Source organism: Rathayibacter sp. AY1B8 (assembly GCF_002932775.1).
GTDB lineage: Bacteria > Actinomycetota > Actinomycetes > Actinomycetales > Microbacteriaceae > Rathayibacter.
This window is the reverse complement of sequence record NZ_PSWJ01000011.1, coordinates 35,301-60,376: the sequence shown is the minus strand read 5'-3', so window position 1 is coordinate 60,376 and position 25,076 is coordinate 35,301. Positions and strand designations below refer to the sequence as shown.

Below are 25,076 nucleotides of genomic sequence, written 5' to 3'. Positions count from 1 at the left end.
GAGGGCGAGTGCGACAACTCCTGCGTGCTTGCGAGTGCGACGACTCCTGCGTGCTTGCGAGTGCGACGACTCCTGCGCACTCGCGGGAGCCGACGAGGACCGCGCGCCCGCGAGTGGCCGCGCGCCCGCGAAGGCCCGCACACGGGAGCCGCGGCAGAATGTGGACATGCGCAGCCTCGAAGTCCTCCTCGATCCGGAGTCGGAGGCTCGCGTCCGCGGCCAGTGGGAGGCGCTCGAGGCGGCCGGCGTCCCGAGCCTCGCGCTGCACACGTCCGCCAGCAACCGCCCGCACCTCACCCTGGTCGCCGGGCCCGAGCTGACCGCCCCGGAGCCGGGCGCGCTCGGTCCGCTTCCGGCGACGGCCGACCTGGGCGCCGTCCTCCTCTTCCCGCACGCCGGGCGCTTCGTCCTCGCCTGGGGAGTGGTCCGCTCGCCCGCCCTCGACGCGCTGCACGACCGGGCCACGCGCCTCGTGCCGGGCGGCGTCGACACCTCGCTCCGGGACGCCTGGACGCCGCACATCAGTGTCTCGCGCCGCCTCCGCGCCGAGCAGCTCGGCGACGCCGTCCCCCTCCTCGGCGAGCCGTTCGCCGTCGGCCTCGCGGGCGTCCGCTTCTGGGACGGCGACACCCGAACCCTCACCGACCTCTGATCCGGGCGCCGCAGAAGCCCCCCGACGCTCCTTGCAGCCGCCTCCCCAGGTCCCTCCCTGCGGCCCTTCTCCACAGTTCCCCGGACCCCCGGGGCGGCGTCGGAGGCGGCGGGTAGAGTTCCCCGGGTGACAGAGCCCACCGCGACAGCCCTCCCCGCCCCGCCGCTCGCCGACCCCTCGGCGGAGTCCCGCGGCGGCGTCCGGAGCGACGCGGCGAGCGGCGCTGCGGGCTCCGGATCCTCCGAGGCGCAGGCGATCCTCGAGAAGGTCTTCGGCTACGGCTCCTTCCGCGGCGAGCAGCAGGCCATCGTCGAGCAGGTCATCGGAGGCGGCGACGCCGTCGTCCTGATGCCCACCGGCGGCGGCAAGTCGCTCTGCTACCAGATCCCCGCCATCGTGCGCCCCGGCACCGGCGTGGTCGTGTCCCCGCTCATCGCGCTGATGCAGGACCAGGTCGACGCCCTCCGCGCGAACGGCGTCCGCGCCGAGTTCCTCAACTCCACCCAGGACGCGGGCGAGCGCAGCCGCGTCGAGCGCGCCTACCTCGACGGCGAGCTCGACCTGCTCTACGTCGCTCCGGAGCGCCTGGGCAACGAGGGCATGAAGCAGTTCCTCGCCCGCGGCCGGATCGCCCTCTTCGCGATCGACGAGGCCCACTGCGTCAGCCAGTGGGGCCACGACTTCCGCCCCGACTACCTCGCACTGGGCGAGCTCGCCGAGCGCTGGCCCGACGTCCCGCGCATCGCCCTCACCGCGACCGCCACCGAGGCGACGCACCGCGAGATCACCTCGCGCCTGCACCTCGGCGCCGCCCGCCACTTCGTCTCGAGCTTCGACCGCCCGAACATCCAGTACCGGATCGTCAACAAGGTCGAGCCGCGCAAGCAGCTGATCGACTTCCTGCGGCGCGAGCACGCGCACGACGCGGGCATCGTCTACGCCCTCTCCCGCAAGAGCGTCGAGGCGACGGCCGAGGCGCTGCGCTCGGCGGGCTTCGACGCCGTCGCGTACCACGCGGGCCTCGACTCGCGGGTACGCGCCGCCGCCCAGTCGCGGTTCCTGCGCGAGGAGGGCGTCATCGTCTGCGCGACCATCGCCTTCGGCATGGGGATCGACAAGCCGGACGTGCGGTTCGTCGCGCACATCGACCTGCCCAAGTCGGTCGAGGGCTACTACCAGGAGACGGGTCGCGCCGGCCGCGACGGACTGCCGTCCACCGCCTGGCTCGCCTACGGCCTGCAGGACGTGGTGCAGCAGCGCCGGATGATCGACGAGTCGCCGGGAGACCTGGCGCACCGTCGGCGGATGTCCGCGCACCTGGACGCGATGCTCGCGCTCTCCGAGACGGTCCAGTGCCGCCGGGTGAACCTGCTCGCCTACTTCGGCCAGGAGAGCACCGCCTGCGGCAACTGCGACACCTGCCTCGAGCCGCCCGCCTCCTGGGACGGCACGGTCGCGGCGCAGAAGTTCCTGTCGACGGTCGTCCGCCTCAAGCGCGAGCGCAATCAGCAGTTCGGCGCCGGACACATCATCGACGTCCTCCGCGGCAAGACCACGCCGCGCACCACCCAGCACCAGCACGACGGCCTCGCCACCTGGGGCATCGGCGCCGAGCTCAGCGACACCCAGTGGCGCGGAGTCGCCCGCCAGCTCCTCGCGCAGGGCCTTCTCGGCGTGAACGACGACGGCTTCGGCACGCTCGTGCTCACGCCCGCGTCCGGCTCCGTCCTCAGCGGCGAGCGGAAGGTCGAGCTGCGGCAGGAGCCGGAGAAGCCGGCCCGCTCCAGCGGATCCTCCCGCTCCGGGCGGTCCACCGTCGCCGAGCTGTCGGGCGAGGCTCAGCCGCTGTTCGAGCGGCTCCGGGAGTGGCGCGCCGCGCAGGCCCGAGCGCAGGCGGTCCCGGCCTACATCGTCTTCAACGACGCAACCCTCCGCGAGATCGCGACCGCCGAGCCGGCGACGATGGACGCGCTCAGCATCATCGGCGGCGTCGGCCAGAAGAAGCTGCTCACCTACGGCGAGGCCGTTCTCGCCGTCGTCGCGGGGGAGAGCCCCGAGATCGCCGTCCCGGAACCCGGTGAGGAGGCTCCCGCTCCCCGCCGCGCGCCGGCCGCCCGTGGCGGGTCGTCCCGCTCGCAAGGGGCGAAGCCCTCGTTCGGCCGCGAGTCGTCCGGTCCGCCGGTGTCCGCCGCGCAGCCGCCGGAGGACGACTGGGTGCCGCCGGACGAGCCCGACTGGGAGCCCGGCTGGGACAGCTACTGATCCGTCGCTGAGGCGCGCGGTTCACCGCCCGCGACGGAGGCGGGCGCCGGCGCGGGCGACCGCGTTCCGGCGTCAGCGTCGACGATCGTGCCCACCTCGTCACCGACGCGAGCGTCCTCGGCCCAACGCACCGGCGAGCGCCCTCAGCCGCCCGCGCCCGTCGACGCCATCCACCCGCCGAGCAGCGTGCAGCAGAACGACACCGCGAGGCCCGCCACCGGCACCCAGAACGCGATGCGCCGCCGCACCAGCAGCACGATCGAGACGGCCAGCGCCGCGAGGAACGGCACCCACACTCCTCCTGCGGCGAGGACCACCCCGCCCTCGATCAGGCCGATGTCGCAGGCGTTCGATCCGCCGCACGAGTCGCTGGCCATCGCGAAGAACAGCCCGAAGAACGACAGCAGCAGCGTCACCGCGGAGGCCACGAGGATCAGCACGATCGTCAGCACCAGGTCCCAGACGCGGACCGGGCGCCCATGCGGAACCCCGGATCCTGGCGCGGCCGGAGGCGCGGGAGGCGCGGCCGCGACGTCCACGGGCGGCGCACCCGGAGTCCGGGGAGGCGCTGCCGCGACGTCCGCGGGCGGCCCGGCCGCCGGGTGTCGGGCGGGCGGAGGGGGAGGCAGCGGCGGCTCGCTCATGCCGAGAGACTAGCGAGGCGGCCTCCGGTGCGGCGTCCCTCCTCCGCAGAAGCAGCCCGTAGGGACAGCCCGTTCAGCACACGGACGAGCCGCCCCCTTCTCCGCTCCCGTCGCAGGGACAGCCCGTCCTGCGCACGAGCCGCGCGCCCCGCCCCCGCCTGGTCGGTTCCGACAACGCGCTTCCGCCTCCGCCCGGCGCTGTTTGTGCCCGGGCGACGGAACGTTTCCGCCGCGCCGCCGCGCGACCTACCGTGCGAGGACCGCCTCCGCTGCCGCGCCCGTCGGCACACGACGCACCGGGAGCGGCCCGAACCGCAGACGGTCGAAGGGACACGAACACCATGGTCAGCACCGCTCCCCACCCCCGCTCCGCCGCCGACGCCGCCGACCGGGCGGCCACCGGACGCACGCGGGCCCGGCGCTCCCGCTCGGGCTCCATCGCGCCCACGCCGCCGGTGGACTCCCTCGGCTCCGAGGTCGACGCGCGCCTGGACGAGGACGGCGCCCCCGCTGTCGACGTCGCCGCCCTCGGGGAGACCCTGCTCGGCGCCTGGCGCGAGCAGCGCCTCGCCAGCCGCGCCCTGACCGCCCGTCCCGAGCTGCACCGCACCGACGGCCTCCCGATGAAGGAGCACCGCCTCCGCGTCTCGGAGCAGATGCGCGTGCTCGCGGCCGAGGGCGGCGTGCACCGCGCCTTCCCGGTCGACCTCGGCGGCGAGGCCGACCACGGCGGCAACATCGCCGGCTTCGAGGAGCTGGTCACCGCCGACCCGTCGCTGCAGATCAAGTCCGGCGTGCAGTGGGGGCTCTTCGGCGCCGCGGTCCTGCACCTGGGCACCCGCCCGCACCACGAGAAGTGGCTGCCGGGGATCATGAGCCTCGAGATCCCGGGCGCCTTCGCGATGACCGAGACCGGGCACGGCTCCGACGTCGCATCGATCGCCACGACCGCCACCTACGAGGACGGCGAGTTCGTGCTGCGGACGCCGTTCCGCGCGGCCTGGAAGGACTACCTCGGCAACGCGGCGGTGGACGGGCGCGCGGCGGTCGTCTTCGCGCAGCTGGGCACCCGGGGCGTGAACCACGGCGTCCACGCCTTCTTCGTCCCGATCCGTGACGAGCAGGGCGCGTTCCTGCCCGGCGTCGGCGGGGAGGACGACGGCCTCAAGGGCGGTCTGAACGGGATCGACAACGGCCGCCTCCACTTCGACGGGGTCCGCGTCCCGCGCGAGAACCTGCTGAACCGCTACGGCGACGTCGCCGCCGACGGCACCTACTCCTCGCCGATCGCGAGCCCGGGCCGCCGCTTCTTCACCATGCTCGGCACGCTGGTGCAGGGCCGCGTCTCGCTCGACGGAGCCTCGGTCGCCGCGGCGAAGATCGCGCTGACGGTCGCCGTCACCTACGGCGACCAGCGCCGCCAGTTCACCGGCGGCGGCGAGCGGGAGGAGGTGCTGCTCGACTACCAGCGGCACCAGCGCCGCCTCCTGCCGCGCCTGGCCACCACCTACGCCGCCGCCTTCGCGCACGAGAAGCTGCTGACGGCATTCGACGAGGTCTTCTCCGGCGCGAACGACACCGAGCAGTCGCGGCAGGACCTCGAGACCCTCGCCGCGGGGCTGAAGGCGCTCTCGACCTGGCACGCTCTCGACACGCTGCAGGAGGCGCGCGAGGCCTGCGGAGGCGCGGGCTTCCTCGCGGAGAACCGGCTCACGCAGCTGCGCGCCGACCTCGACGTGTATGCGACCTTCGAGGGCGACAACACCGTGCTCCTCCAGCTGGTCGCCAAGCGCCTGCTGACCGACGTCGGACGCCGCTTCAAGGGCGCCCAGCCCGCGGAGCTCGCGCGGTACGCCGCCTCGCAGGTCGCGGGGGCGACCGTCGACAACTCGGGTCTGCGCCGTCTGGCCCAGGTCGTCGCCGATCGCGGATCGACGGCCCGCTCGGTCGGCCAGCTGCGGGAGGACCAGCGCGAGCTGCTCACCGGCCGCGTCGAGAGCATGGTCGCGGGGATCGCCTCACGGCTGCGCCCGGCGTCGAAGCTGCCCTCCGACGAGGCGGCCCGCCTGTTCAACGCACACCAGAGCGAGCTCATCGAGGCGGCGCGCGCGCACGCCGAGCTGCTGCAGTGGGAGGCGTTCACGGAGGCGCTCGCCGGCGTCGAGGACGCGGGCACGCGCACCGTCCTCACCTGGCTCCGCGACCTGTTCGGCCTGGGCCTGATCGAGAAGCACCTCGACTGGTACCTCATCCACGGGCGCCTGTCGTCGCAGCGAGCGGTCGCGGTGACGTCCTACATCGACCGGCTGCTCGCCCGCATCCGCCCGCACGCCGCCGACCTGGTCGCGTCGTTCGGCTACGGGCCCGAGCACGTGCGCGCGGCGATCGCGACCGGCGCCGAGGCGGAGCGCCAGGAGGAGGCGCACGCCTGGTACGAGGCCGCCCGCGCCTCCGGCACCCTCCCCACTCCGGAGAAGCGCCGCTGAGCCCCTCCTCGAGATGCCGCTCCGGTACGCGACACGTCGCGCGAGGCGCACCGGAGTGGCATCCCGTGGCGACAGGACGGGGAGGGGCGCGTCAGGACGCGAGGAACGCCAGCGCCTGGTCGCGCTCGGCGCGCAGCTCGAGCACGGACTCGTCGATCCGCGCGCGGGAGTGCGCGTCGATCTCGAGCCCCTCGATGATCCGCCACTCGCCGTCGACGGAGCGGACCGGGAACGAGGAGATCAGCCCCTCCTCCACCCCGTAGGAGCCGTCCGACTCGACGGCGGCCGAGGTCCACGACGTGCCGTCGACCCAGTCGCGCACGTGATCGATCGCGGCGGAGGCGGCGGACGCGGCCGAGGAGGCTCCGCGGACCTCGATGATCTCGGCGCCGCGCTTGGCGACCCGCGGCTCGAACTCCGTGTGCAGCCACTCCGCGTCGACCAGCTCGGGCACCGGCCGTCCGCCGACGGTGGCGTGCGTCGCGTCGGGGTACTGCGAGGCGGAGTGGTTGCCCCAGATCGCGACGCCCTCGATCGCGTCGACGGGGGCGTCGAGCTTCGCGGCGAGCTGCGCGACCGCCCGGTTGTGGTCGAGGCGCGTCATCGCGGTGAAGCGGCCGGCGGGGATGTCCGGGGCGCTGCGCCGCGCGATCCAGGCGTTGGTGTTCGCCGGGTTGCCGACGACCAGCACGCGGATGTCGGAGGCGGCGTGCGCGTTCAACGCGGCGCCCTGGGGCCCGAAGATGCCCGCGTTCGCGGCGAGCAGGTCGGCGCGCTCCATGCCCGCGCTGCGCGGCCGGGCGCCCACGAGGAGGGCGACGCTCGCGCCGTCGAACGCCGCGGCCGGGTCGTCCGTCGCCTCGATCCCGCGGAGGAGGGGGAAGGCGCCGTCCTGCAGCTCGAGCGCCGTGCCCGCGGCCGCGCGGAGGCCGGAGGGGATCTCGAGCAGGTTCAGGCGGACGGGGACGTCCGGCCCGAGGAGCTGACCCGAGGCGATGCGGAACAGGAGCGCGTAGCCGATGGCGCCTCCCGCTCCCGTGACCGTGACCGTGACCGGAGTGCGCTGCTGGTTCATGCGCCGAGCGTATTCCCGCCGGCTGGGGGAGGGGGAGGAGTCAGCCGGACGGCGGGCCCTCGGCGGGAGGCGCCGTCGACCCGCGGAGCACGAGCTTATTGCGCAGCCGCACGTGCTGCTCGGCCACGCTCCCGCCGTCGATCAGCGTCAGGAGCGCCCGGGCGGCCGCGCGCCCCACGCGGTGCAGCGGCTGCCTCACCGTCGTGAGCGCGGGGACCACCCGGGAGGCGTCGGGCACGTCGTCGTAGCCCACGACCGACAGCTGCCCCGGCACCGAGAGGCCCAGCGCCCGGGCCGCCTCGATCACGGCGATGGCGGAGGCGTCGTTCGCGGCGAGGACCGCCGTCGGGCGGTCGGGCAGCAGCAGCAGCTCGTGGGCGGCGGCGAGGGAGGGGTCGTGCCGGTAGTAGCCGACCCGTACGAGCGCGGGGTCGTAGGGGAGGCCGGCGTCCGCGAGTGCCCGCTGGTAGCCCGCGCCGCGCCGGTGCGACGACTCCAGGTCGGGGCGGCCCGCGACGAAGCCGATGCGGCGGTGGCCGAGCCCGATCAGGTGGCTCGTCGCCAGCTGCGCTCCGCCGAAGTCGTCGGTCGCCACCGAGTGCAGCTCGGTCTGCGCGGTCAGCGGGTCCACGACGACGAGCGGCAGGTCCGACGAGGGGATCACGCCGGAGGGAGTCACCAGGATCGCTCCCGCTACGTGCGCCTCGGTGAGGCGCCGCAGGGACTCCTGCTCCCAGCCCGCTCGGCCCCGGCGGCTCGCCCCGCTGCCGGCGAGGAGGTCGAACCGGGTCCCCCGGAGCGCCGTCGCCACTCCCTGCAGCACCTCCGTGCCGAACGGCTCGAAGTCGCCCAGGAGCACGCCGATGACGCCCGAGCGCTCCGCGCACTCCGTCGTCACGACCTCCTGCTCGGCCTCCGCCGTCGCCGCCCCTGCGGACATCCTCGTCCCCTCCCGCCGTCCCCGCCCGGCCGCGGCGGAACGCGGTGATCGCCTCGCTGCGCTGCTCCGGACGGTTGAGAACACGTCCTTGCAATCGGGAATGTTCCCGGTAACATTGCCCGCAAGACTAGCTGAGGGAAAGCTCAGCAGTCGAGAGAGACGAGTGTCGGGCAGCCTTTCTCCCCTCAGTGCTGAGGGGGTCGAGAGCTGGAGCTCGCGTGGCCACGCTGTGGAAGCCGCCGCGCACGAGCCGTCCGCCGCTCTCCGCGCGTCCTGCGCTCCAGGCGCGGCCGAACGCCCCTCGGGCTGCGCCGCGCTCCGTCCTCTCGCGGCCTCGGGCCGCGCCACCACTCCGCGCCGTCCGGCGCTCGACCTGATCGGCGACGATGCCGATCGAGTGAGGAACACCATGTCCACGCGACGCACCCCCCGACCCCTCTGGCTCGTCCGCTCGGGCGCCGCTCTCGCCGGCTGCCTGCTCCTGTCCGGCGTCGCCGCCGCGGCTGCGGCCGCCGACACCGAGTACGGCTCCGACGACGTCGACGTGAACGTCAGCATCGAGGAGCTGGAGCAGCCCGGCGCCCTCTCGATGTCGATCGACGGCACCTCCGCCACGCTCGCCGAGGAGGGCTCCACCCCGACCGTGCGCGCCTTCACGGGGCAGCTGCCCGACGTGACCGTGACGGACACCCGGACCGTCGACGAGATCCCGGCCGGAGCCGGCTGGTACGTCCTCGGCTCGGCGAGCGCCTTCACCGGCGACGCGGACCAGGAGGACATCTCCTCCGACCACCTCGGCTGGACGCCGGTCCTCGTGGACGGCGGCGAGTCGGGCCTCGTGTCCGAGGGCGACCCGGTCGACACGATCCTCGACGAGGGTGCCGACGCCGTGGGCCTGTTCGACCAGGAGCTGCTCGCGCTGTCGCTCGACTCGCAGGAGACCGCGACGGACGGGTCCTGGACCGTGTCCGCGGGCCTCACCCTGAAGACCGAGGCCGACGTCGCCCCCGGCGACTACTCCTCCGTCCTGACGCTGTCGCTGTTCGAATGACCCCGATGCGCGCAGTCGCCTCCACGGCGATCGGCGCCCTCCTCGCGGCGGGCCTGCTCGCCTCCGGCGCGGCTCCGGCGACCGCGGCCGGCGCCTGGTCGCCGAAGGCCTCCTACACGTCGACGGACCGCGGCGACGGCACCTACTCCGTGCCGCTGCTGAACGCCGACGTGCCCGACGTCAGCGTCGAGCGCGTGCCCGCGTCCGAGAACGACGAGGGCCGCGACATCTACTACATGATCAGCACCACGATGCACCTCAGCCCGGGCGCCCCGATCATGAAGTCCTACGACCTCGTCAACTGGGAGATCGTCAACTACGTCTTCGACCGGCTCGAGATCGGCGACCGCTTCTCGCTCCGGAACGGGCAGAACTCCTACGGCAACGGCCAGTGGGCCTCGTCGCTCCGGTACCACGACGGCCGCTACTACGCGGTCTTCAACACCAACAACCTCGGCGGCTCCTACCTCTACTCGACCGACGACATCGAGGACGGAGCCTGGACCCGCACGGCCCTCGGCCGCGCCTTCCACGACCCGTCGCTCTTCTTCGACGACGCGGACGGCGGCACGCCGTACATCTTCTACGGCTCCGGATCCACCAGCGCCGTGAAGCTGAGCGAGGACCTGACGACCGTCGTCGCCGAGTACCCGAACATCCTCCGCACCTCGGACTACCCGGGAGCCGGCTACCTCGGCGGCCTGTTCGAGGGCGCGCAGGTGCAGTACATCGACGGGCAGTACTACATCGTCATCATCACCTGGCCCTCGGGCCAGGGCCGCCAGGTGGCGCTGTTCCGCTCGTCCGAGCTGCTGGGCCGCTACGCGACCGCCGACGGCAGCAACCCCTACGAGGGCAAGGGCGTGCTGAACTCCAGCGGGTTCGCCCAGGGGAGCCTCGTGCCGATCGCGAAGGAGGACGGCTCGACCGCCTGGCACGGCATGTTCTTCCGCGACAGCTTCCCGACCGGCCGCATCCCCGGGCTCATCCCGGCGACGTGGAAGGACGGCTGGCCGACGTTCGGGACGAACGGCTCGGTGCCGGTGGGCGGGAGCTTCCCAAAGCCGATCCGCCTCAGCCCCGAGGAGGAGCTGTTCGAGCGGCAGAAGAGCATCGTCGTCTCGGACGACTTCGACAACGACGCCCCGGCGAAGGCCTACCAGGACGAGTCGTGGACGATCCCGCCCGCGCCCGCCTACGACGCGTCGCTGCTCGGCGTGCAGCTGCTCCAGAACCCGGGAGCGGAGTCGGGGACGGCGCCGTGGGCCGGCCAGTTCGGCGCGACGCTGTCGGCCGACACGACCGACCCGGCGTCCGGCACCGCCGCGCTCCGCGTGGGCACCCGCACGCTCAACGGCTCAGGCCCGAGCCAGGTGCTCGCGAACAAGCTGCAGCGCGGCGTGACCTACACCGTGTCCGCGAAGGTGAAGTACACGACCGGCCCCGCGTCGGTCCGCTTCAACCTCTGCGCCGACTTCGGCGCGGGACCCGTGACGATGGCCTCCGCCGCCGTCACGCAGGGGCAGTGGACGACGATCACGGGGACCTACACGGTGCCCGAGACCGCGAACGTCGGCAGCGTGAAGTTCGCCGTCGAGACGCCGTGGGGCAATCCGCAGCCGGCGTCCTCGAGCACCGAGTACCTGCTCGACGACGTCTCGCTCGTCGGCGCCGCTCCCACCCTCGAGCGCCCGACGGCCGCCGAGATCGAGCCGAACGGCTCGACCCTCGCCCTCCCCTGGCAGTGGAACCACGCCCCCGACAACCGCTACTGGTCGCTGACCGAGCGCGAGGGCTGGCTCCGCCTCACCAACGGGAAGGTGCTCAGCGGAACGGCCGCGCACACGCGTCTCTCGGGCTCGCCCGAGATGACGTACCTGGAGGAGGCGCGCAACACGCTCTCCCAGCGCATCGTGGCTCCGAAGCAGTCGGCGGAGGCGGCGTTCGACGTCTCCGGGATGAAGGACGGCGACGTCGCCGGCCTCGCGGCCTACAACCGCGGCTTCTCCTACGTCGCGGTCAAGCGCGTGGACGGCGTCACCACCGTCGGCGTCGTGAACCGCAGCCAGCCGTTCGCGACCACGTTCGACCAGGCGGCCGTGGAGTCCTTCCTCCCCGGCACCACCGCCGCCCTCGGCGACGCCTCGCAGGTGCGCCTGAAGGCCGACCTCGAGCTCTCGGCCCCGGCCGGACAGCTCTGGACGACCTTCTCGTACAGCCTCGACGGGACGAGCTGGACGAAGCTCGGCAGCCGCGTCGGCCCGCAGACCCTCGACGGTCAGCTCACGCACTTCATGGGCCACCGCCTCGGGCTGTTCAGCTACGCGACGAAGACCGCCGGCGGCCACGTCGACGTCGACGAGTTCCTCCTGAGCGACACCCTCTCCTCGGAGGGGAAGGCGCTCGACCGCTCGCAGCTCGACGCGGCCGTCGCTCACGCGGCGACGCTCCGCTCCGACGACTACCCGGCCGACGCCTGGTCCGACCTCCAGTCGGTCCTCGCGAAGGCGCAGGCGGTCGGAACCGCGGGAACGCAGAACCAGATCGACGCCCCGGAGCGCGCGCTCAGCTACCAGCTGGCCCGCCTCGGGACGCTGAAGGAGGCGTCGCTCGACGTGACCGCCGCCGCCGCGACCCGCTGCATCGCGGGGAAGGTCGTCGTGACCGTGCGGGCGACCAACGCCGACGACGTGCCCGTCGCCCTCCGGATGGAGAGCGCCTCCGGCACGAAGACGGTCGCCGCGCTCGCACCCGGCGCCACGACGAGCCACGCCTTCACCACGCGGGCGGCCTCGGTCCCCGCCGCCGAGGTGGTCGTGACCGCGACCGCCACCCTCGACGGCGAGCCGGTGACGACCACGGTGAGAGCGCCCCACCCGGCCGCGTCCTGCGGCTGAGCACTCCGGGGGCGGCCCGCGCGGCCGCCCCCGCCCCCGAACGCGTCAGCGGCACCCGTCGCCGACGATCTCCTGCACGACACGATCAAGGAGGATCCGTGAGATCACCACAACGAGAAGCCGCTCCGAAGGGGCGGTTGCGGCTGAGGCTGCTGGCCACGGCCGCGCTGACCGCGCTCCTGGTGGCACCCTTCGCCGCCCAGACCTCGTCCGCCGCTGAGGCGGAGCTCATCGTCAACGGCGGCTTCGAGAGCGGCATCAGCAGCTGGTTCGTCAACAACGGCAACGCCGCCGACGCCGGCGCCATCGCGACGACCACGGACGCGCGCACCGGCACCGCCGCAGCGCTCGTCACCGGCCGCACGACCACCGGCGCGGGCGCCATGCAGGACCTCAGCGGCAAGGTCGTCGCCGGCCAGACCTACCAGGTCAAGGCGCAGATCAAGTACGAGAACGCCGCGAGCCCCGCGACCAAGCAGTTCTTCGCCACCATGCACTACGGCGGAGGCACCTACACGAACCTCGCGAGCGTCACCGCCACGAAGGGGCAGTGGGCGACGATCAACGGATCGTTCACCATCCCCGCCGGGCAGAGCGTCGCGACCGCGCGCCTCTTCTTCGAGACGCCGTGGACCGCGACTCCCTCGGCCGCGCCCGAGACGCACCTCATGGACTACAAGCTCGACGACGTCTCGCTGGTCGGAGCGGCGCCGCCCGCGCCCGCCTCGCGCACCATCGAGGTCGTGGGCAAGATCCCGGGCGACCACAACCCGCTCATGGGCTGGAAGTTCGGCGCCGACGGCTTCGGCTTCGTCGAGAACGGCCGCGTGTACATGTACATGACGAACGACACCCAGGGCTACGCTCCGAACCCCGCCACGGGCGTCTCGGCGGGCATCGACTACGGCAAGATCAACCAGATCACCGTGATCTCCTCGGACGACCTCGTCAACTGGACCGACCACGGCGAGATCCAGGTCGCCGGCTCCACCGGAGTCGCGCCCTACACCGGCAACTCGTGGGCTCCCGGCATGGCGAAGAAGACCGTGAACGGCGTCGACAAGTACTTCCTCTACTACGCCAACGGCGGCGGCTCCAGCAACGTGATCACCGGCGACTCGCCGGTGGGTCCGTGGACCAGCCAGCGCACCTCCACGCTCATCAACGCGTCCACCCCGGGCGCCGAGGCGGTCGCGTGGAAGTTCGACCCGGCACCGCTCGTCGACGACGACGGCCAGGGCTACCTGTTCTTCGGAGGCGGACCCGCCTCGACCGCGCTCCCCGCGGCCGAGCGCTTCAACAACCCGAAGAACATCCGCGTGATCGAGCTCGGCGACGACATGATCTCGACCCAGGGCACCTCCGCCGTCGTGGACGCGCCCGTCGCGTTCGAGGCGGCCCAGGTGTTCAAGCGCCAGGACAAGTACTACCTCTCGTACTCGTCCCACTTCGGCGGCAACGACTTCGGCGGCAACCAGACCCGCGAGCCCGGCTACCCGGGCGGCGGCGAGATCGGCTACATGATCTCGGACGACCCGATGTCCTGGCCCAAGGAGAACTACGCCGGCGTGATGTTCCCGAACCAGAGCCGCTTCTTCGGAGCCGGCACCGGCGGCAACAATCACCAGTCGGTCTTCGAGCTGGGCGGCAAGTACTACTTCACCTACCACGCGCCGACGCTCAACAAGCGGATCAACGGCGACACCACCCAGGGGTACCGCAGCCCGCACATCCAGGAGCTGCAGTTCAACGCCGACGGCACGGTGCAGCAGGTGGTCGGCGACTACAAGGGCGTCGACCAGGTGAAGGACTTCGATCCGTACCGCTCCTTCCCGGCCGAGACCATCGGCTGGAGCAAGGGCATCGCGACGGCGCCGCTCGGCACCCCCGCCGCGGGCGCGACGCAGAACCTCGTGCTGAAGGACCTCGACAACGGCGACTGGACCGCGCTGTCGGCCGTCGACTTCGGGGACACCGGAGCCGCGACGTTCACCGCGAAGGCCAAGGCGCTGCAGGCCGGCGGCACCGTCACCGTCCGCCTCGACTCCGAGACCGGGCCCGTCGCGGGCACCGTCGCGGTGAACGGGACGACCGGCGAGTGGACCGACGTCAGCGCAGCGCTGACCGGAGCGACGGGAGTGCACGACGTGTACTTCAGCTACTCCGGACCCTCCGGCGACCTGTTCGAGCTCGACACCTTCGCCTTCACCGAGGGCGAGGCTGCTCCGGCGCTCGACATCACGGCGAGCGCTGCGACCCGCTGCATCGCGGGCAAGGCGATCGTCACCGTCCAGGCGAGCAACGGCTCCGACGTCCCCGTCGGCGTGACCTTCACGTCGACGTCCGGCACGAAGTCGTTCACCTCGGTGGCGCCCGGCAAGACCGTGTCGCACGCCTTCACCACCCGTCAGGCGAACCTGCCCGCCGGTGCGGTGACCGTCGAGGCCACGGCCACGATGAACGGCGCCCCCGTCGAGACGGAGGTGAGCGCTCCGTACGCGGCGCGCCCGTGCTCGTAGCGCACGGCTGAACCACCGGGGAGCGCCCCCGGCCCTGCGGGGCCGGGGGCGCTCCTGCGCGTGCGGGGGAGATCTCGATACGCCTCCGGGGCTGCTCGATCAGCATGTTCGCCGTACTGCTGGTCGAGCAGCGGCGCCTCGAGACCCCAGCTCGGTCAGCGGGCGTCGGCCAGGCGCATCGTTCCGCCGGCCTGGGCGGCGAAGGCGCGGGCGGTCGCCGCGATGGTGCGCTGCATGACCCGCGCCGCGGCGGTCGGCGCGAGGTCCGCCGGGCGCGCAAGGCTGATCGTCCGGGTCAGGGTGGGCTTCTCGAGCGTCGGCTCCTCGAGGCGGATCGAGCGCAGCCCCGGGCGCCCCTGCAGCACCATCGCCGGGACGACCGCGACCCCGATGCCCCGCTCGGCGAAGCGCAGAACCGCGTCCATCTCGGCGCCCTCCAGCACCACGTCCGGCTCCAGGCCCGCGGCGGCGAACGCGGCGTCGGTCGTGCGGCGCAGGTCGTAGCTGGAGTTGAAGACGATCTGCGGGAGGCGGGCGACCGCCGCCAGGTCGAGCGCGCCGGTCGCGGCGAGGGGAGGCTCCGCGGCGGAGGAGACCACGACGAGCTCCTCGACGAGCAGCGGCGTCACCGTGAAGGCGCCGGGAGCGGCCGCGGTCGAGGTCGTCACCAGCGCCAGGTCGAGCTCGCCCCGTGCCAGCCGGTCGAAGAGGCTCCGCGACCCGTCCTCGGCGAGGTGCAGCTCCACGGCGGGATGCGCGGAGTGGAACGCGTGCAGCACCTCCGCGACGAGGCTGATGCAGAGCGTCGGCGTCGCGCCGAACCGCACCCGGCCGCGCTCGAGTCCGGCCAGCTCGGCCAGCTCGCGGCGCACCGATCCGGCGTCGGCGAGCATGCGCCGGGCGAGCGGCAGCAGCAGCTCCCCGGCCGGTGTGAGGGTGCTGCCGGAACGCGCCCGGTGGAAGAGCTCGGAGCCGAGGTCCTGCTCCAGCGCGGCGATCCGGCGGCTCAGCGAGGGCTGCGCGAGATGCAGCTCCTCGGCGGCGCGGGTGAAGCTGCCGAGGCGGGCGACCTCGACGAATCCGGTGAGCTGCTCGAGATCCACATGCATACCCTATGCGCATGGCCGTGCCCAGCATTATGCATTGGAGTAATCGAAGTGCCGTGCCTAGCGTGGAGGCATGACCACTTCAGAGACCACCGCACCGGAGCGCCGGATCTCCACCTCCGTCCTCGTCATCGGCACCGGCGGATCGGGCCTGCGCGCCGCGATCGAGCTCGCCGAGGCGGGCGTCGACGTCCTCGCGCTCGGCAAGCGCTCGAAGTCGGACGCGCACACCTCCCTCGCCGCCGGCGGCATCAACGCCGCCCTCGCCACGATGGACCCCGACGACAGCTGGCAGCAGCACGCGGCCGACACCATCACCGAGTCCTACCAGCTCGCCAACCCGCACACGGTCGAGATCGTCACCTCCAACGCCGCCCGCGGCATCCAGGACCTCGAGCGCTACGGCATGCCGTTCGCCCGCGAGGACGACGGCCGCATCTCGCAGCGCTTCTTCGGCGCGCACACCTACCGCCGGACCGCCTTCGCGGGCGACTACACCGGCCTCGAGATCCAGCGCACGCTCGTCAACCGGGCCGCCCAGCTCGAGATCCCGATCCTGGACACCGTGTACGTCACGCGCATCCTCGTCAACGAGGACGGAGCCGTGTTCGGCGCCTACGGCTTCGACCTCGTCGACGGCACCCGCTACCTGATCCACGCGGATGCGGTGATCCTCGCCGCGGGCGGGCACAACCGCATCTGGCGCCGCACCTCCTCCCGTCGGGACGAGAACACGGGCGACTCGTTCCGCCTGGCCGTCGAGGCCGGCGGGCGCCTGCGCGACCCCGAGCTCGTCCAGTTCCACCCGTCGGGCATCATCGAGCCCGAGAACGCGGCGGGCACGCTGATCTCCGAGGCCGCGCGCGGCGAGGGCGGCATCCTCCGCAACGGCCTCGGCGAGCGCTTCATGGGCAAGTACGACGCCGAGCGCCTCGAGCTCTCGACCCGCGACCGCGTCGCCCTCGCCTGCTACACCGAGATCAAGGAGGGTCGCGGCACGCCCAACGGCGGGGTCTGGCTCGACGTCTCGCATCTGCCGCGCGAGACGATCATGACCCGGCTGCCGCGGGTGTACCAGACGATGCTCGAGCTGCAGATGCTCGACATCACGAAGGACCCGATCGAGATCGCGCCCACGGCGCACTACTCGATGGGCGGGGTCTGGGTGCGCTCGGACGACCACAGCACCGACGTCCCCGGGCTCTACGCGATCGGAGAGGCCTCCAGTGGACTGCACGGCGCCAACCGCCTCGGCGGCAACTCGCTGATCGAGCTGCTGGTGTTCGGCCGCATCGTCGGTCAGGCGGCGGCGGAGTACTCCGCCTCACTGACCGCCCAGACGCGCTCGGCCGCGTCCGTCCAGGTCGCCCGCGACGAGATCGCCGGCCTGCTCGCGGCCGACGGCACCGAGAACGTCCGCGCCCTGCAGCGCGCGATCCGCAACACGATGACCGAGCACGCCGGAGTCGTCCGCGACGAGGAGGGCCTGCTCGCCGGGCTCGCCGAGCTGGACGCGATCGAGGCGCGCATCGCCGACATCGGCGTGCACCCGGACATCGCCGGCTTCCAGGACCTCGCCCACGCCTTCGACCTCAAGTCGGCCGCGATGGCCGCGCGGGCCACCCTCGAGGCCGCCCTCGAGCGCCGGGAGAGCCGCGGCTGCCACAACCGCAGCGACTACCCGGACATCGACCCGGCCCTCCAGGTGAACCTCGTCTGGTCGCCCTCCACGGGGATCACCCGCGAGGAGATCCCCGCGGTGCCGGAGGAGATCCAGGCGCTGATCAGCGGCGAGGTCGCCACTGCGGGCAAGCTGCTCGAGTAGCCGGAACCGCGACGGCACGACGCCGGTCGCCCTCACCGCCTGCTCGCCGGGCACCACCGGCGCCCAGGCGCCCCCGGGATCCTCCTGGGGACCACGGACAAGGTCACCGCCCTGGATCCCGCCGGCTCCTGGGATCTCGGCTCGGCGACGCTGCAGAACCAGGTCTTCTCCTGGCTGCTGACCTCCGCCCCCGGATCGACGGATCCCGTGCCGGACCTCGCGGCCTCGGCCGAGTTCACCGACCCCACCCACTACCGCGTCGCCCTGCGCGAGGACGCCGCCTTCGCCAACGGCAATCCGCTCACCGCCTCGGACGTGGTCTTCACCTTCGAGCGCCAGGTGGCGATCGCCGCTCCGAACGGCCCCTCGTCGCTGCTCTCGGACATGGTCTCGGTCGAGGCGGAGGACGACTCCACCGTCGTCTTCACACTGGCCACCCCGGACAACGCCCTCTGGCCCCAGATCCTCACCAGCCCCGCCGCCGCGATCGTCGACGAGGACGTCTTCTCGGCCGACTCCCTCACCACCGACGACGACATCGTCGCCGGCGACGCCTTCAACGGGCAGTACTCCATCACGAGCTACACGCTGAACTCGCTCGTGCAGCTCACCCGCAACGACTCCTACGACGGCCTCCTCGGCGCCGCCGCCAACGAGTCCGTGATCGTCCGCTACTAGGCGGACGAGAGCAACCTCAAGCTCGACATCCAGCGCGGCGAGATCGCGGTCGCCTACCGCACGCTGAACGCGACCGACACGGAGGACCTCCGCGGCGAGGAGGGCCTGACGGTGCACTCCGGTCCCGGTGCCGAGATGCGCTTCCTGGTCTTCAACCCCGAGACCATGCCCTACGGCTCCGCGACCTCCGAGGCCGACGCCGACAAGGCGCTCGCCGTCCGCACCGCCGTCGCCGACCTGATCGACCGCGACGAGCTGTCGGACCAGGTCTACAAGGGCACCTACGCGCCGGTCTACTCGATCGTCCCCAGCGCTCTGACCGGATCGACGCCGGCGTACGAGGAGGCCTTCGGCGACGGGAGCGGCGGTCCCAGCGCGGACGAGGCCGCCGCCGCGCTCCAGGCGGCCGGGATCACCGGTCCCGTCGATCTCAAGCTGCAGTACAACACCGACCACTACGGCTCCAGCACCTCGGACGAGTACGCGCTCATCAAGAACCAGCTCGAGCGCAGCGGGCTGTTCACGGTCGACCTGCAGTCGACGGAGTGGACGCAGTACGTGAAGGAGAAGTCGACCTCCTACCCGCTCTACCAGCAGGGCTGGTTCGCGGACTACCCGGACTCGGACAACTACCTGAACCTGCTCTACGGCACCGACGAGGCCCCCTCCATCCTCGGCGCCGCCGTGAAGGACGACGCCTACAACGAGGTCGTGCTGCGCGAGCGGAGCCTGGCCCCCGGCGACGAGCGCACCGCGGCGATCGAGGAGGCGCAGCGCCTCGCGGCGGAGAAGGCGATCACCGTGCCGCTCCTCGAGGGCACGGAGACCGTCATCGCCTCCTCCACGATCTCGGGCATCGACGACACGCTCGACGGCTCCGGCCGGTTCCGCTTCGGGCTGCTCCGGAGCGAGTGATCGGGACGCGCTGATCGGCCGGACGGGCCGCGGCGCCACAGAGGGGGGACCCTCGGCGGCCGCCGCGGCCCGTCCGTGCATCCGGGGGGTCTGTCAGGGCCGTGCTGCCGGGCGGGGCACCCCGATCGATCAGCGCGCCAGCGCCGCCAGCTCCGCCCGGGTGCGGGCCCCGGCCTTGCGCAGCAGGTTCGACACGTGGAACTTCACGGTGTTGCCGCTGATGCCGAGGTCGTCCGCGATCCGCTGGTTCGAGGCGCCGAGCGTGATCAGGTTCAGCACCTCCCGCTCGCGGGCGCTGAGCTCGGCGAGGTCGAGCCCGTCGGGCTGCGCCGGCGGATCGAGGGGGAGGCGGATCGACAGGGTCGACCCCCAGCCCGCGGTCGACGCGACCGAGAGCTCCCCGTCGAGCCCGCGGACGCGCTCGGCGATCGGGCGCAGGGCGTCGTCGCGGGTCGTCAGCTCGCCCCGGCCGTCGTCGCGGATCTCGATGAGCAGGTTGAGCCCGTCGCAGTCCCACTGGATCCGCACCCGGCGCGTCTGCTCCGACTCCACGAAGGCCAGCACGGCGCTCCGCACGATCGCGCGGGCGGCGTGCGCCACCTCGCCGGGGAGGGCGCGCCCGGTGGCGGGCGGCTCGACGAACTGCACGTCGAGGTCGCCGAAGCGCACGAGCGGACGCAGGTCGCTCCGGAGCCGCGCGAACGCGCCCACGACGGGCTCCAGCATCGCGCTGCGCTGCTCGTCCGAGGCGGTGCGCAGCTCGACCAGGGCGTTCGCGGCGATGTCGATCGCGACGGTGCGGGCCGCACGGTCGTCGAGGCGCTCGGCGCGCAGGGCGGCGAGCACCGACTCCAGCGCCACCGCGTGCCGGTCGGCCTGCTCGGCCACCGTGCGGGCGTGCTGCTGCAGCAGGGTGCGGGAGGCGGGGGACTCGGCGGGATCCATCCCCCGAACCTACCCGTCCTACCCGCGAGCGGCACCGCCCACCCGATCGGGTAGGCGGACCTCCTCGATCAGGTGGCGCGCGGATCCGGTCGCCGGGCGCACTGTGGACCCATGCCCGCTGACGACCGCACCACCGACCCCGCAGAGGCGCTCGCCGTGATCGCCGCCGAGGTGTCCGCCGCGACCGCCTCGCTGACGACCGACCGGCTCGAGCCCGTCCTCGAGCTGCTCGCCGGCGCCGACCGCGTCTTCGTCCACGGCGCCGGCCGCTCCGGCCTCGCCCTGCGGATGACCGCCATGCGCCTCATGCACCTCGGACTCGTCGTGCACGTGGTCGGCGACGTGACGACCCCGGCGATCCGCGGCGGCGACGTGCTGCTCACCGCGAGCGGCTCCGGCACCACCGGGGGCATCGTCCGCGCCGCGCAGGCCGCCGTCGACGCCGGAGCGCGGGTCGCGGCGATCACGACCGCCGCCGACTCCCCGCTGGCCGGGCTCGCCTCCGCCGTGGTGGTCGTGCCCGCCGCCGACAAGCTCGACCGCTCCGGGGCCGCCTCGGCGCAGTACTCCGGCGGGCTCTTCGAGCAGGTCGTCGTGCTCACCGGCGACGCCCTGTTCCACGCGCTCTGGCAGCGCCGCGGCGACAGCGCCGACGAGCTCTGGCCGCGCCACGCGAACCTCGAATGACCCGACTCCCCACCTCGACAGGAAGAAGAACCCCGTGAAGCTCCAGTTCGCCATGGACACACTCAGCACCGACGCCGCCCTCGAGCTCGCCGCTGCCGCCGCCCCGCACGTCGACATCCTCGAGCTGGGCACCCCGCTCATCAAGAGCGCCGGCCTCTCCGCCATCACCGCCATCAAGGAGGCGCACCCCGACAAGACGGTCTTCGCCGACCTCAAGACGATGGACGCGGGCGAGCTCGAGGCCGACATGGCCTTCGCGGCCGGCGCCGACCTCGTGACGGTCCTCGGCGTCGCCGGCGACAGCACCATCGCCGGCGCGATCGCCGCCGGGAGGAAGCACGGCAAGGGCGTCGTCGTCGACCTCATCGGCGTGCCCGACAAGGCCGCCCGCGCCCGCGAGGTCGTCGCCCTCGGCGCCGAGTTCGTCGAGATGCACGCCGGTCTGGACGAGCAGGCGGAGGAGGGCTTCACCTTCGAGACCCTGCTGCGCGACGGCGAGTCCTCCGGCGTGCCGTTCTCGGTCGCGGGCGGCGTGAGCACCGCCACCATCGAGTCGGTGCAGCGCGCCGGCGCCCTCGTGGCCGTCGCGGGCGGGGCCATCTACGGCGCCCCGGACGTCGGCGAGGCCGCCGCGGCCCTCCGCGCCGCCATCGTCTGACCCGTCGGCGCCACCGCCCCCGAGGCCCGCTGATCCGGGTCGCGAGGGCGGCGGCGCCCGCGTCCGCGCGGGAGGCGGCAGCGCATCCCCGCCGGACGCCCGGCCCCTCTCGACTCGCCGACGGCGCGGTCCTACAGTGGCTGCGACGACCCTCGACTCCCGCCGCGGGACCGACGGCGCCGTCGCGAGCGGAGGGAAGCCGTGTCCTCGACCGCCCCCGTGCCCGGAGCCGACGCCGACACCTCGACGAAGCTCCGCGACTTCCACCAGATCCTCCTCAACACCGCCGTCGCGAACGTGACGACGAGCTTCCTCTGGTTCGCGCTCACGTTCTGGGTGTACCTCGAGACGCGCTCCGTCCTGGCGACCGGGATCATCGGCGGCGCCTACATGCTGCTCGTCGCGGTCTTCGCGATGGCCTTCGGCACGATCGTGGACCGGCACCGCAAGTTCCGCGTCATGGTCTTCGCCGGGGCGGTCACGCTCGTGTCGTTCGGCGTCGCGGGCGGTCTCTTCCTCGCGCTGCCCGAGGCGGCGCTCCTGGACTTCCGCGCCCCCTGGTTCTGGGTGTTCTCGGGAACGATCCTCTTCGGCGCCGTCATCGAGAACATGCGCAACATCGCCCTGTCCACGACGGTGACCCTGCTGGTCCCGGTGGAGGGGCACGCCCGCGCAAACGGCCTCGTCGGGACGGTCCAGGGCCTCGCCTTCGTGGTGACGAGCGTCTTCAGCGGGCTCGCCATCGGCCTGCTCGGCATGGGGTGGACGCTGGTGATCGCGATCGGCCTCTCCGCCGCCGCGCTCCTGCACCTCCTCTTCCTGCGCATCCCGGAGGACCGGCCCGCGCCGACGGGGGAGAGGGCGCCGCTGATCGATCTCCGCGGCAGCATCACCGCGGTGCGGGCGGCGACCGGGCTGTTCGCGCTCATCGTCTTCTCGACGTTCAACAACCTGATCGGCGGCGTCTACATGGCGCTGATGGACCCGTACGGCCTCGAGCTGTTCCCGGTCGAGCTGTGGGGCGTGGTGCTCGGAGTGACGGCGACCGGTTTCGTCATCGGCGGTCTGCTCGTCGCGAGGTTCGGTCTCGGGAGGAACCCGATCCGGACGATGCTGCTGCTCGTGATGGCGATGGGCCTGATCGGCGCGGTCTTCACCCTCCGCGACTGGTGGTGGCTCTACGCCGGCGGCATCTGGATCTACATGACCCTGATCCCGGCGGTCGAGGCCGCCGAGCAGACGGTGATCCAGAAGGTCGTCCCCTTCGAGACCCAGGGGCGCGTCTTCGGCTTCGCGGCGGCGTTCGAGTCGGCCGCCGCTCCGATCACGTCGTTCCTCATCGCCCCGATCGCCGAGTTCGCGCTCATCCCGTACATGGAGTCGCCGGCCGGGCGCTCGGCGTTCGGCGGGCTGCTGGGCGACGGCATCGGCCGGGGGATCGCGCTGGTGTTCCTGGTCGGCGGAGTCGTCATGATCATCGCGGCCGGCGCGGCGATGCTCACCCGCTCTTACCGCGTCATGTCGGCGCAGTACCTGCGGGAGGCCGCGGCGAGCGGGGAGGCGGAGCCCGTCGGCACGGAGGCGCCGGAGACGCACCGGACCGCGCCGAGCACCGTCGAGCAGAACCGCTAGCGCCCGCAGACGCCGCCCGTCATGCGCCTCCGGGGGGTCCGGCGGACCGGACGGCGCCGACACGAGGAAGACGTGCCGGACGCCCCCTCCCCAGGGTGCGGCGTCCGGCACGTCGGCTGCGACCACCCGGTCGAGGGGCCCTCCTCGACTCCCGAGCGCTCCGCTGCCCCGCGCCTCCGGAGGGAGACATCGGGGCATGCGGCGCCGGCGGGGGGGAAGGCTCTGGTTCCCCGCCCCGCCGGCGCCGGCCGCCCGCGAGGGGCGGCGAGGATGCTCGTTCGGGCGTGCCTCGAGTGACGGCTACATGCCGTCACTGAGCATGGACTGCACCAGCTTCACGTGGCGCTCGAGGTTCAGCTGGCTGAACTCGCTGTTGTAGTTGAGGCCGTAGTTCAAGATGTGACCCGGGGTGCACTGGATTGTCGCGTCCGGTCCGTCCCAGGTGCGCAGCAGTGCCAGGGCCGAGTCCCAGCTGCTGTTCTCGCAGTTCGTGTTGAAGGTGGTCGACGTGCCCAAGCCCACGGTGTGCGAGATCTCGTGCATGGCGGTGCCCTCCACCATGTAGACGCGCTCCTTGCCGAAGCGGATCTGGCCGTAGATGTTCGCATCGGCCGTCGGGGTTCCGGGGCTGTACGAGACGGTCAGGGAGCGGGAGATGTTGCTGAGGCGGTTGTAGCGGGCCACGGCGCGGTCCATCGCGTCGGTGATGCGGGCGTAGGCGTCGGCCTCGTCAGCGGTCGGGCTCGCGACGCGGTTCAGCGTCCAGGTGATCTTCTGCACGGTCGGATCGGTCAGTGCCCAGCGCTGGGCCTTGGAGCCGGTGCAGGTCCACTGCTGAATGGGGGAGCCGTCGAGCTGGCGGAAGTCCTTGTTGTCGAGGCAGAGGTCGCTGTGCCGATTGGCGATCTCGGCGTAGCCTCCGCCGACGGAGGTGATCCGCCACTGCTGGGCGGTGCTGCCGTTGCAGCTCCACTGCCGCACGTCCGAGCCCGGGGTGGTGCCGAAGTCGAAGTTGTCGAGGCAGAGGTTGCTGAAGGTGTTCTTGATCTCGGCGTAGCCGGTGCCGAGGTCGGTGACCTGCCAGCGCTGGTTGCTCCCCTCGGTGCAGCTCCACTGCCGCACCTCGGCTCCGGGCTGAGTGCCGAAGTCGAAGTCGTCGAGACACATGCTGCTGTGCTGGTTGCGGATCTCCTGCGCCGATCCGAGGCCGACCGGGGCGGTGGCTGCAGAGGCGGGCGAGCTGATGCCGAAGGTCGTGATCCCGACGACGGCCGCGATCAGGGCGCCGATCAGGCGCTTGGAGGGGTGGGACTTCGTTGTCCGGGACATGGGTGCCTTTCACAGACATCCGGCGTCCCCGAAGGGACGCGGATGAGGGTCGCAGGAAGGAGCCGTGTCCGAAGGGATCGGAGCACGGCAGAGGATGCGCCGGAGCGACCGGGATGGTGATCCGGTCGTCCCGCCGCGGGACGCGTCAGCGCCGACGCTCCGAGTGGGATGGGAAGCTGATCACGACCTGCATGTTGACGTGGACAACCATCGACCGGTCGCGGAGCCGGTGTCAAGTGCCGGTCTCGAGCGGATCCGGTCCGAGCCCCGCCGGGCGAGGGTGATCCGTCCACGCGGATCCCCGTGCTCGCAGGGAGAGAGCGCTCACACCCGCCGTCACTGCGGCATCGCCCGGGAATCCGCCATTGTTACCGTTAACAAAAGTCGGTACGGTGTCACCTGAAGTGGGCAAGCGCGTCCTCGCGCCTCGCGTCCCACTCCGACCGGTTCGAAGGCGAACCTGAGAGGAACGTCGATGATGACGACAGCACCACCCTCCCGCCGCACCCTCCCGCCGCAGGCCCACGCCCGGCGCCGATGACTGTCGGCCCCGCCGACACCTCCCACGCGGTGACCGCGGTCGGCGCCCGCAGCGCGCGACGTCCCGTCCTCGCACGCACGTCGACCTCCGCCTCCCGATCACGGGTCGCCAGGCCCGCGTCCCGGGCCGCCTCCCGGCGATTCCCTCCCCGCCAGACGGACGCCGGACTCACCACTCCGCCGGCCGATCGCGCGGGCTCCGTCCTCCCCCTCCGACCCCTCACCTGAAGGACCC

The 25,076-nt window shown here is 72.7% G+C and carries 16 protein-coding genes and 1 pseudogene; 11 read left to right on the top strand and 6 right to left on the bottom strand.

Features of this window, described 5'->3' with window-relative positions:
* Nucleotides 1-166 precede the first annotated feature (166 nt).
* The gene (locus tag C5C63_RS08780) at nucleotides 167-652 is read left to right on the top strand and encodes a 2'-5' RNA ligase family protein (RefSeq protein WP_104325875.1); all 486 of its coding nucleotides are present in this window, start codon (nucleotides 167-169) and stop codon (nucleotides 650-652) included.
* A gap of 126 nt (nucleotides 653-778) precedes the next feature.
* Nucleotides 779-2,914 carry a DNA helicase RecQ gene (gene recQ / locus C5C63_RS08775; protein WP_104287760.1) on the top strand — a complete coding sequence of 712 codons (2,136 nt, stop codon included), beginning with the start codon at nucleotides 779-781 and terminating at the stop codon, nucleotides 2,912-2,914.
* Nucleotides 2,915-3,057: 143 nt separating this feature from the next.
* Here the strand turns inward: recQ and C5C63_RS17260 are convergent, their stop codons facing one another.
* Entirely contained in the window at nucleotides 3,058-3,558 is a 501-nt protein-coding gene (locus tag C5C63_RS17260) for a DUF6264 family protein (RefSeq protein ID WP_219812269.1), read from the bottom strand.
* Between the two features lie 341 nt (nucleotides 3,559-3,899).
* On the opposite strand from C5C63_RS17260, the gene C5C63_RS08765 reads away from it, so the two are divergent.
* Entirely contained in the window at nucleotides 3,900-6,044 is a 2,145-nt protein-coding gene (locus C5C63_RS08765; protein ID WP_104325874.1) for an acyl-CoA dehydrogenase, read from the top strand.
* Nucleotides 6,045-6,135: 91 nt separating this feature from the next.
* On the opposite strand, the gene C5C63_RS08760 is transcribed toward C5C63_RS08765, so the two are convergent.
* Nucleotides 6,136-7,119, bottom strand: a complete 984-nt coding sequence (locus tag C5C63_RS08760) for a malate dehydrogenase (RefSeq protein ID WP_104224379.1) — start codon at nucleotides 7,117-7,119, stop codon at nucleotides 6,136-6,138.
* A gap of 40 nt (nucleotides 7,120-7,159) precedes the next feature.
* Nucleotides 7,160-8,059 carry a LacI family DNA-binding transcriptional regulator gene (locus C5C63_RS08755; protein ID WP_104226034.1) on the bottom strand — a complete coding sequence of 300 codons (900 nt, stop codon included), beginning with the start codon at nucleotides 8,057-8,059 and terminating at the stop codon, nucleotides 7,160-7,162.
* A gap of 409 nt (nucleotides 8,060-8,468) precedes the next feature.
* On the opposite strand from C5C63_RS08755, the gene C5C63_RS08750 reads away from it, so the two are divergent.
* The 3 genes from C5C63_RS08750 to C5C63_RS08740 all read left to right on the top strand — a co-directional run bounded on the left by C5C63_RS08750 (nucleotide 8,469) and on the right by C5C63_RS08740 (nucleotide 14,526).
* Nucleotides 8,469-9,110 (top strand): hypothetical protein, encoded by a 642-nt coding sequence (locus C5C63_RS08750; protein ID WP_104233676.1) that lies wholly within the window; start codon nucleotides 8,469-8,471, stop codon nucleotides 9,108-9,110.
* Between the two features lie 5 nt (nucleotides 9,111-9,115).
* Complete coding sequence (locus C5C63_RS08745) at nucleotides 9,116-12,007, top strand: family 43 glycosylhydrolase (RefSeq protein WP_258065419.1); 2,892 nt, start codon at nucleotides 9,116-9,118, stop codon at nucleotides 12,005-12,007.
* A 98-nt stretch (nucleotides 12,008-12,105) separates the two neighbouring features.
* A complete protein-coding gene (locus tag C5C63_RS08740) occupies nucleotides 12,106-14,526 on the top strand; it encodes a family 43 glycosylhydrolase (protein ID WP_219813951.1) in 2,421 nt (806 codons plus the stop codon).
* A gap of 155 nt (nucleotides 14,527-14,681) precedes the next feature.
* Here C5C63_RS08740 and C5C63_RS08735 read toward each other — a convergent pair whose 3' ends face one another.
* A complete protein-coding gene (locus C5C63_RS08735) occupies nucleotides 14,682-15,635 on the bottom strand; it encodes a LysR family transcriptional regulator (protein ID WP_104266636.1) in 954 nt (317 codons plus the stop codon).
* A gap of 70 nt (nucleotides 15,636-15,705) precedes the next feature.
* Between C5C63_RS08735 and C5C63_RS08730 the strand changes: the two genes are divergently transcribed.
* Both C5C63_RS08730 and C5C63_RS17395 read left to right on the top strand, forming a co-directional pair.
* Nucleotides 15,706-17,457: an L-aspartate oxidase gene (locus tag C5C63_RS08730; protein WP_104224384.1), complete on the top strand. Its 1,752-nt coding sequence runs from the start codon at nucleotides 15,706-15,708 to the stop codon at nucleotides 17,455-17,457.
* A gap of 207 nt (nucleotides 17,458-17,664) precedes the next feature.
* A pseudogene (locus tag C5C63_RS17395) lies at nucleotides 17,665-19,050 on the top strand (ABC transporter substrate-binding protein).
* Nucleotides 19,051-19,179: 129 nt separating this feature from the next.
* Here C5C63_RS17395 and C5C63_RS08715 read toward each other — a convergent pair.
* Complete coding sequence (locus C5C63_RS08715) at nucleotides 19,180-19,995, bottom strand: response regulator transcription factor family protein (RefSeq protein ID WP_104239653.1); 816 nt, start codon at nucleotides 19,993-19,995, stop codon at nucleotides 19,180-19,182.
* 111 nt (nucleotides 19,996-20,106) lie between these two features.
* Here C5C63_RS08715 and hxlB point away from each other — a divergent pair, with 111 nt between their 5' ends.
* The 3 genes from hxlB to C5C63_RS08700 all read left to right on the top strand — a co-directional run bounded on the left by hxlB (nucleotide 20,107) and on the right by C5C63_RS08700 (nucleotide 22,972).
* Nucleotides 20,107-20,682, top strand: a complete 576-nt coding sequence (hxlB, locus tag C5C63_RS08710; RefSeq protein ID WP_104249685.1) for a 6-phospho-3-hexuloisomerase — start codon at nucleotides 20,107-20,109, stop codon at nucleotides 20,680-20,682.
* A 34-nt stretch (nucleotides 20,683-20,716) separates the two neighbouring features.
* Complete coding sequence (hxlA, locus tag C5C63_RS08705) at nucleotides 20,717-21,340, top strand: 3-hexulose-6-phosphate synthase (protein ID WP_104224387.1); 624 nt, start codon at nucleotides 20,717-20,719, stop codon at nucleotides 21,338-21,340.
* A 201-nt stretch (nucleotides 21,341-21,541) separates the two neighbouring features.
* On the top strand, nucleotides 21,542-22,972 hold the full coding sequence (locus tag C5C63_RS08700) for an MFS transporter (RefSeq protein ID WP_104325870.1): 1,431 nt from the start codon (nucleotides 21,542-21,544) through the stop codon (nucleotides 22,970-22,972).
* A gap of 300 nt (nucleotides 22,973-23,272) precedes the next feature.
* Here the strand turns inward: C5C63_RS08700 and C5C63_RS08695 are convergent, their stop codons facing one another.
* Nucleotides 23,273-24,301, bottom strand: a complete 1,029-nt coding sequence (locus tag C5C63_RS08695; RefSeq protein ID WP_104266640.1) for an RICIN domain-containing protein — start codon at nucleotides 24,299-24,301, stop codon at nucleotides 23,273-23,275.
* Nucleotides 24,302-25,076 lie beyond the last annotated feature (775 nt).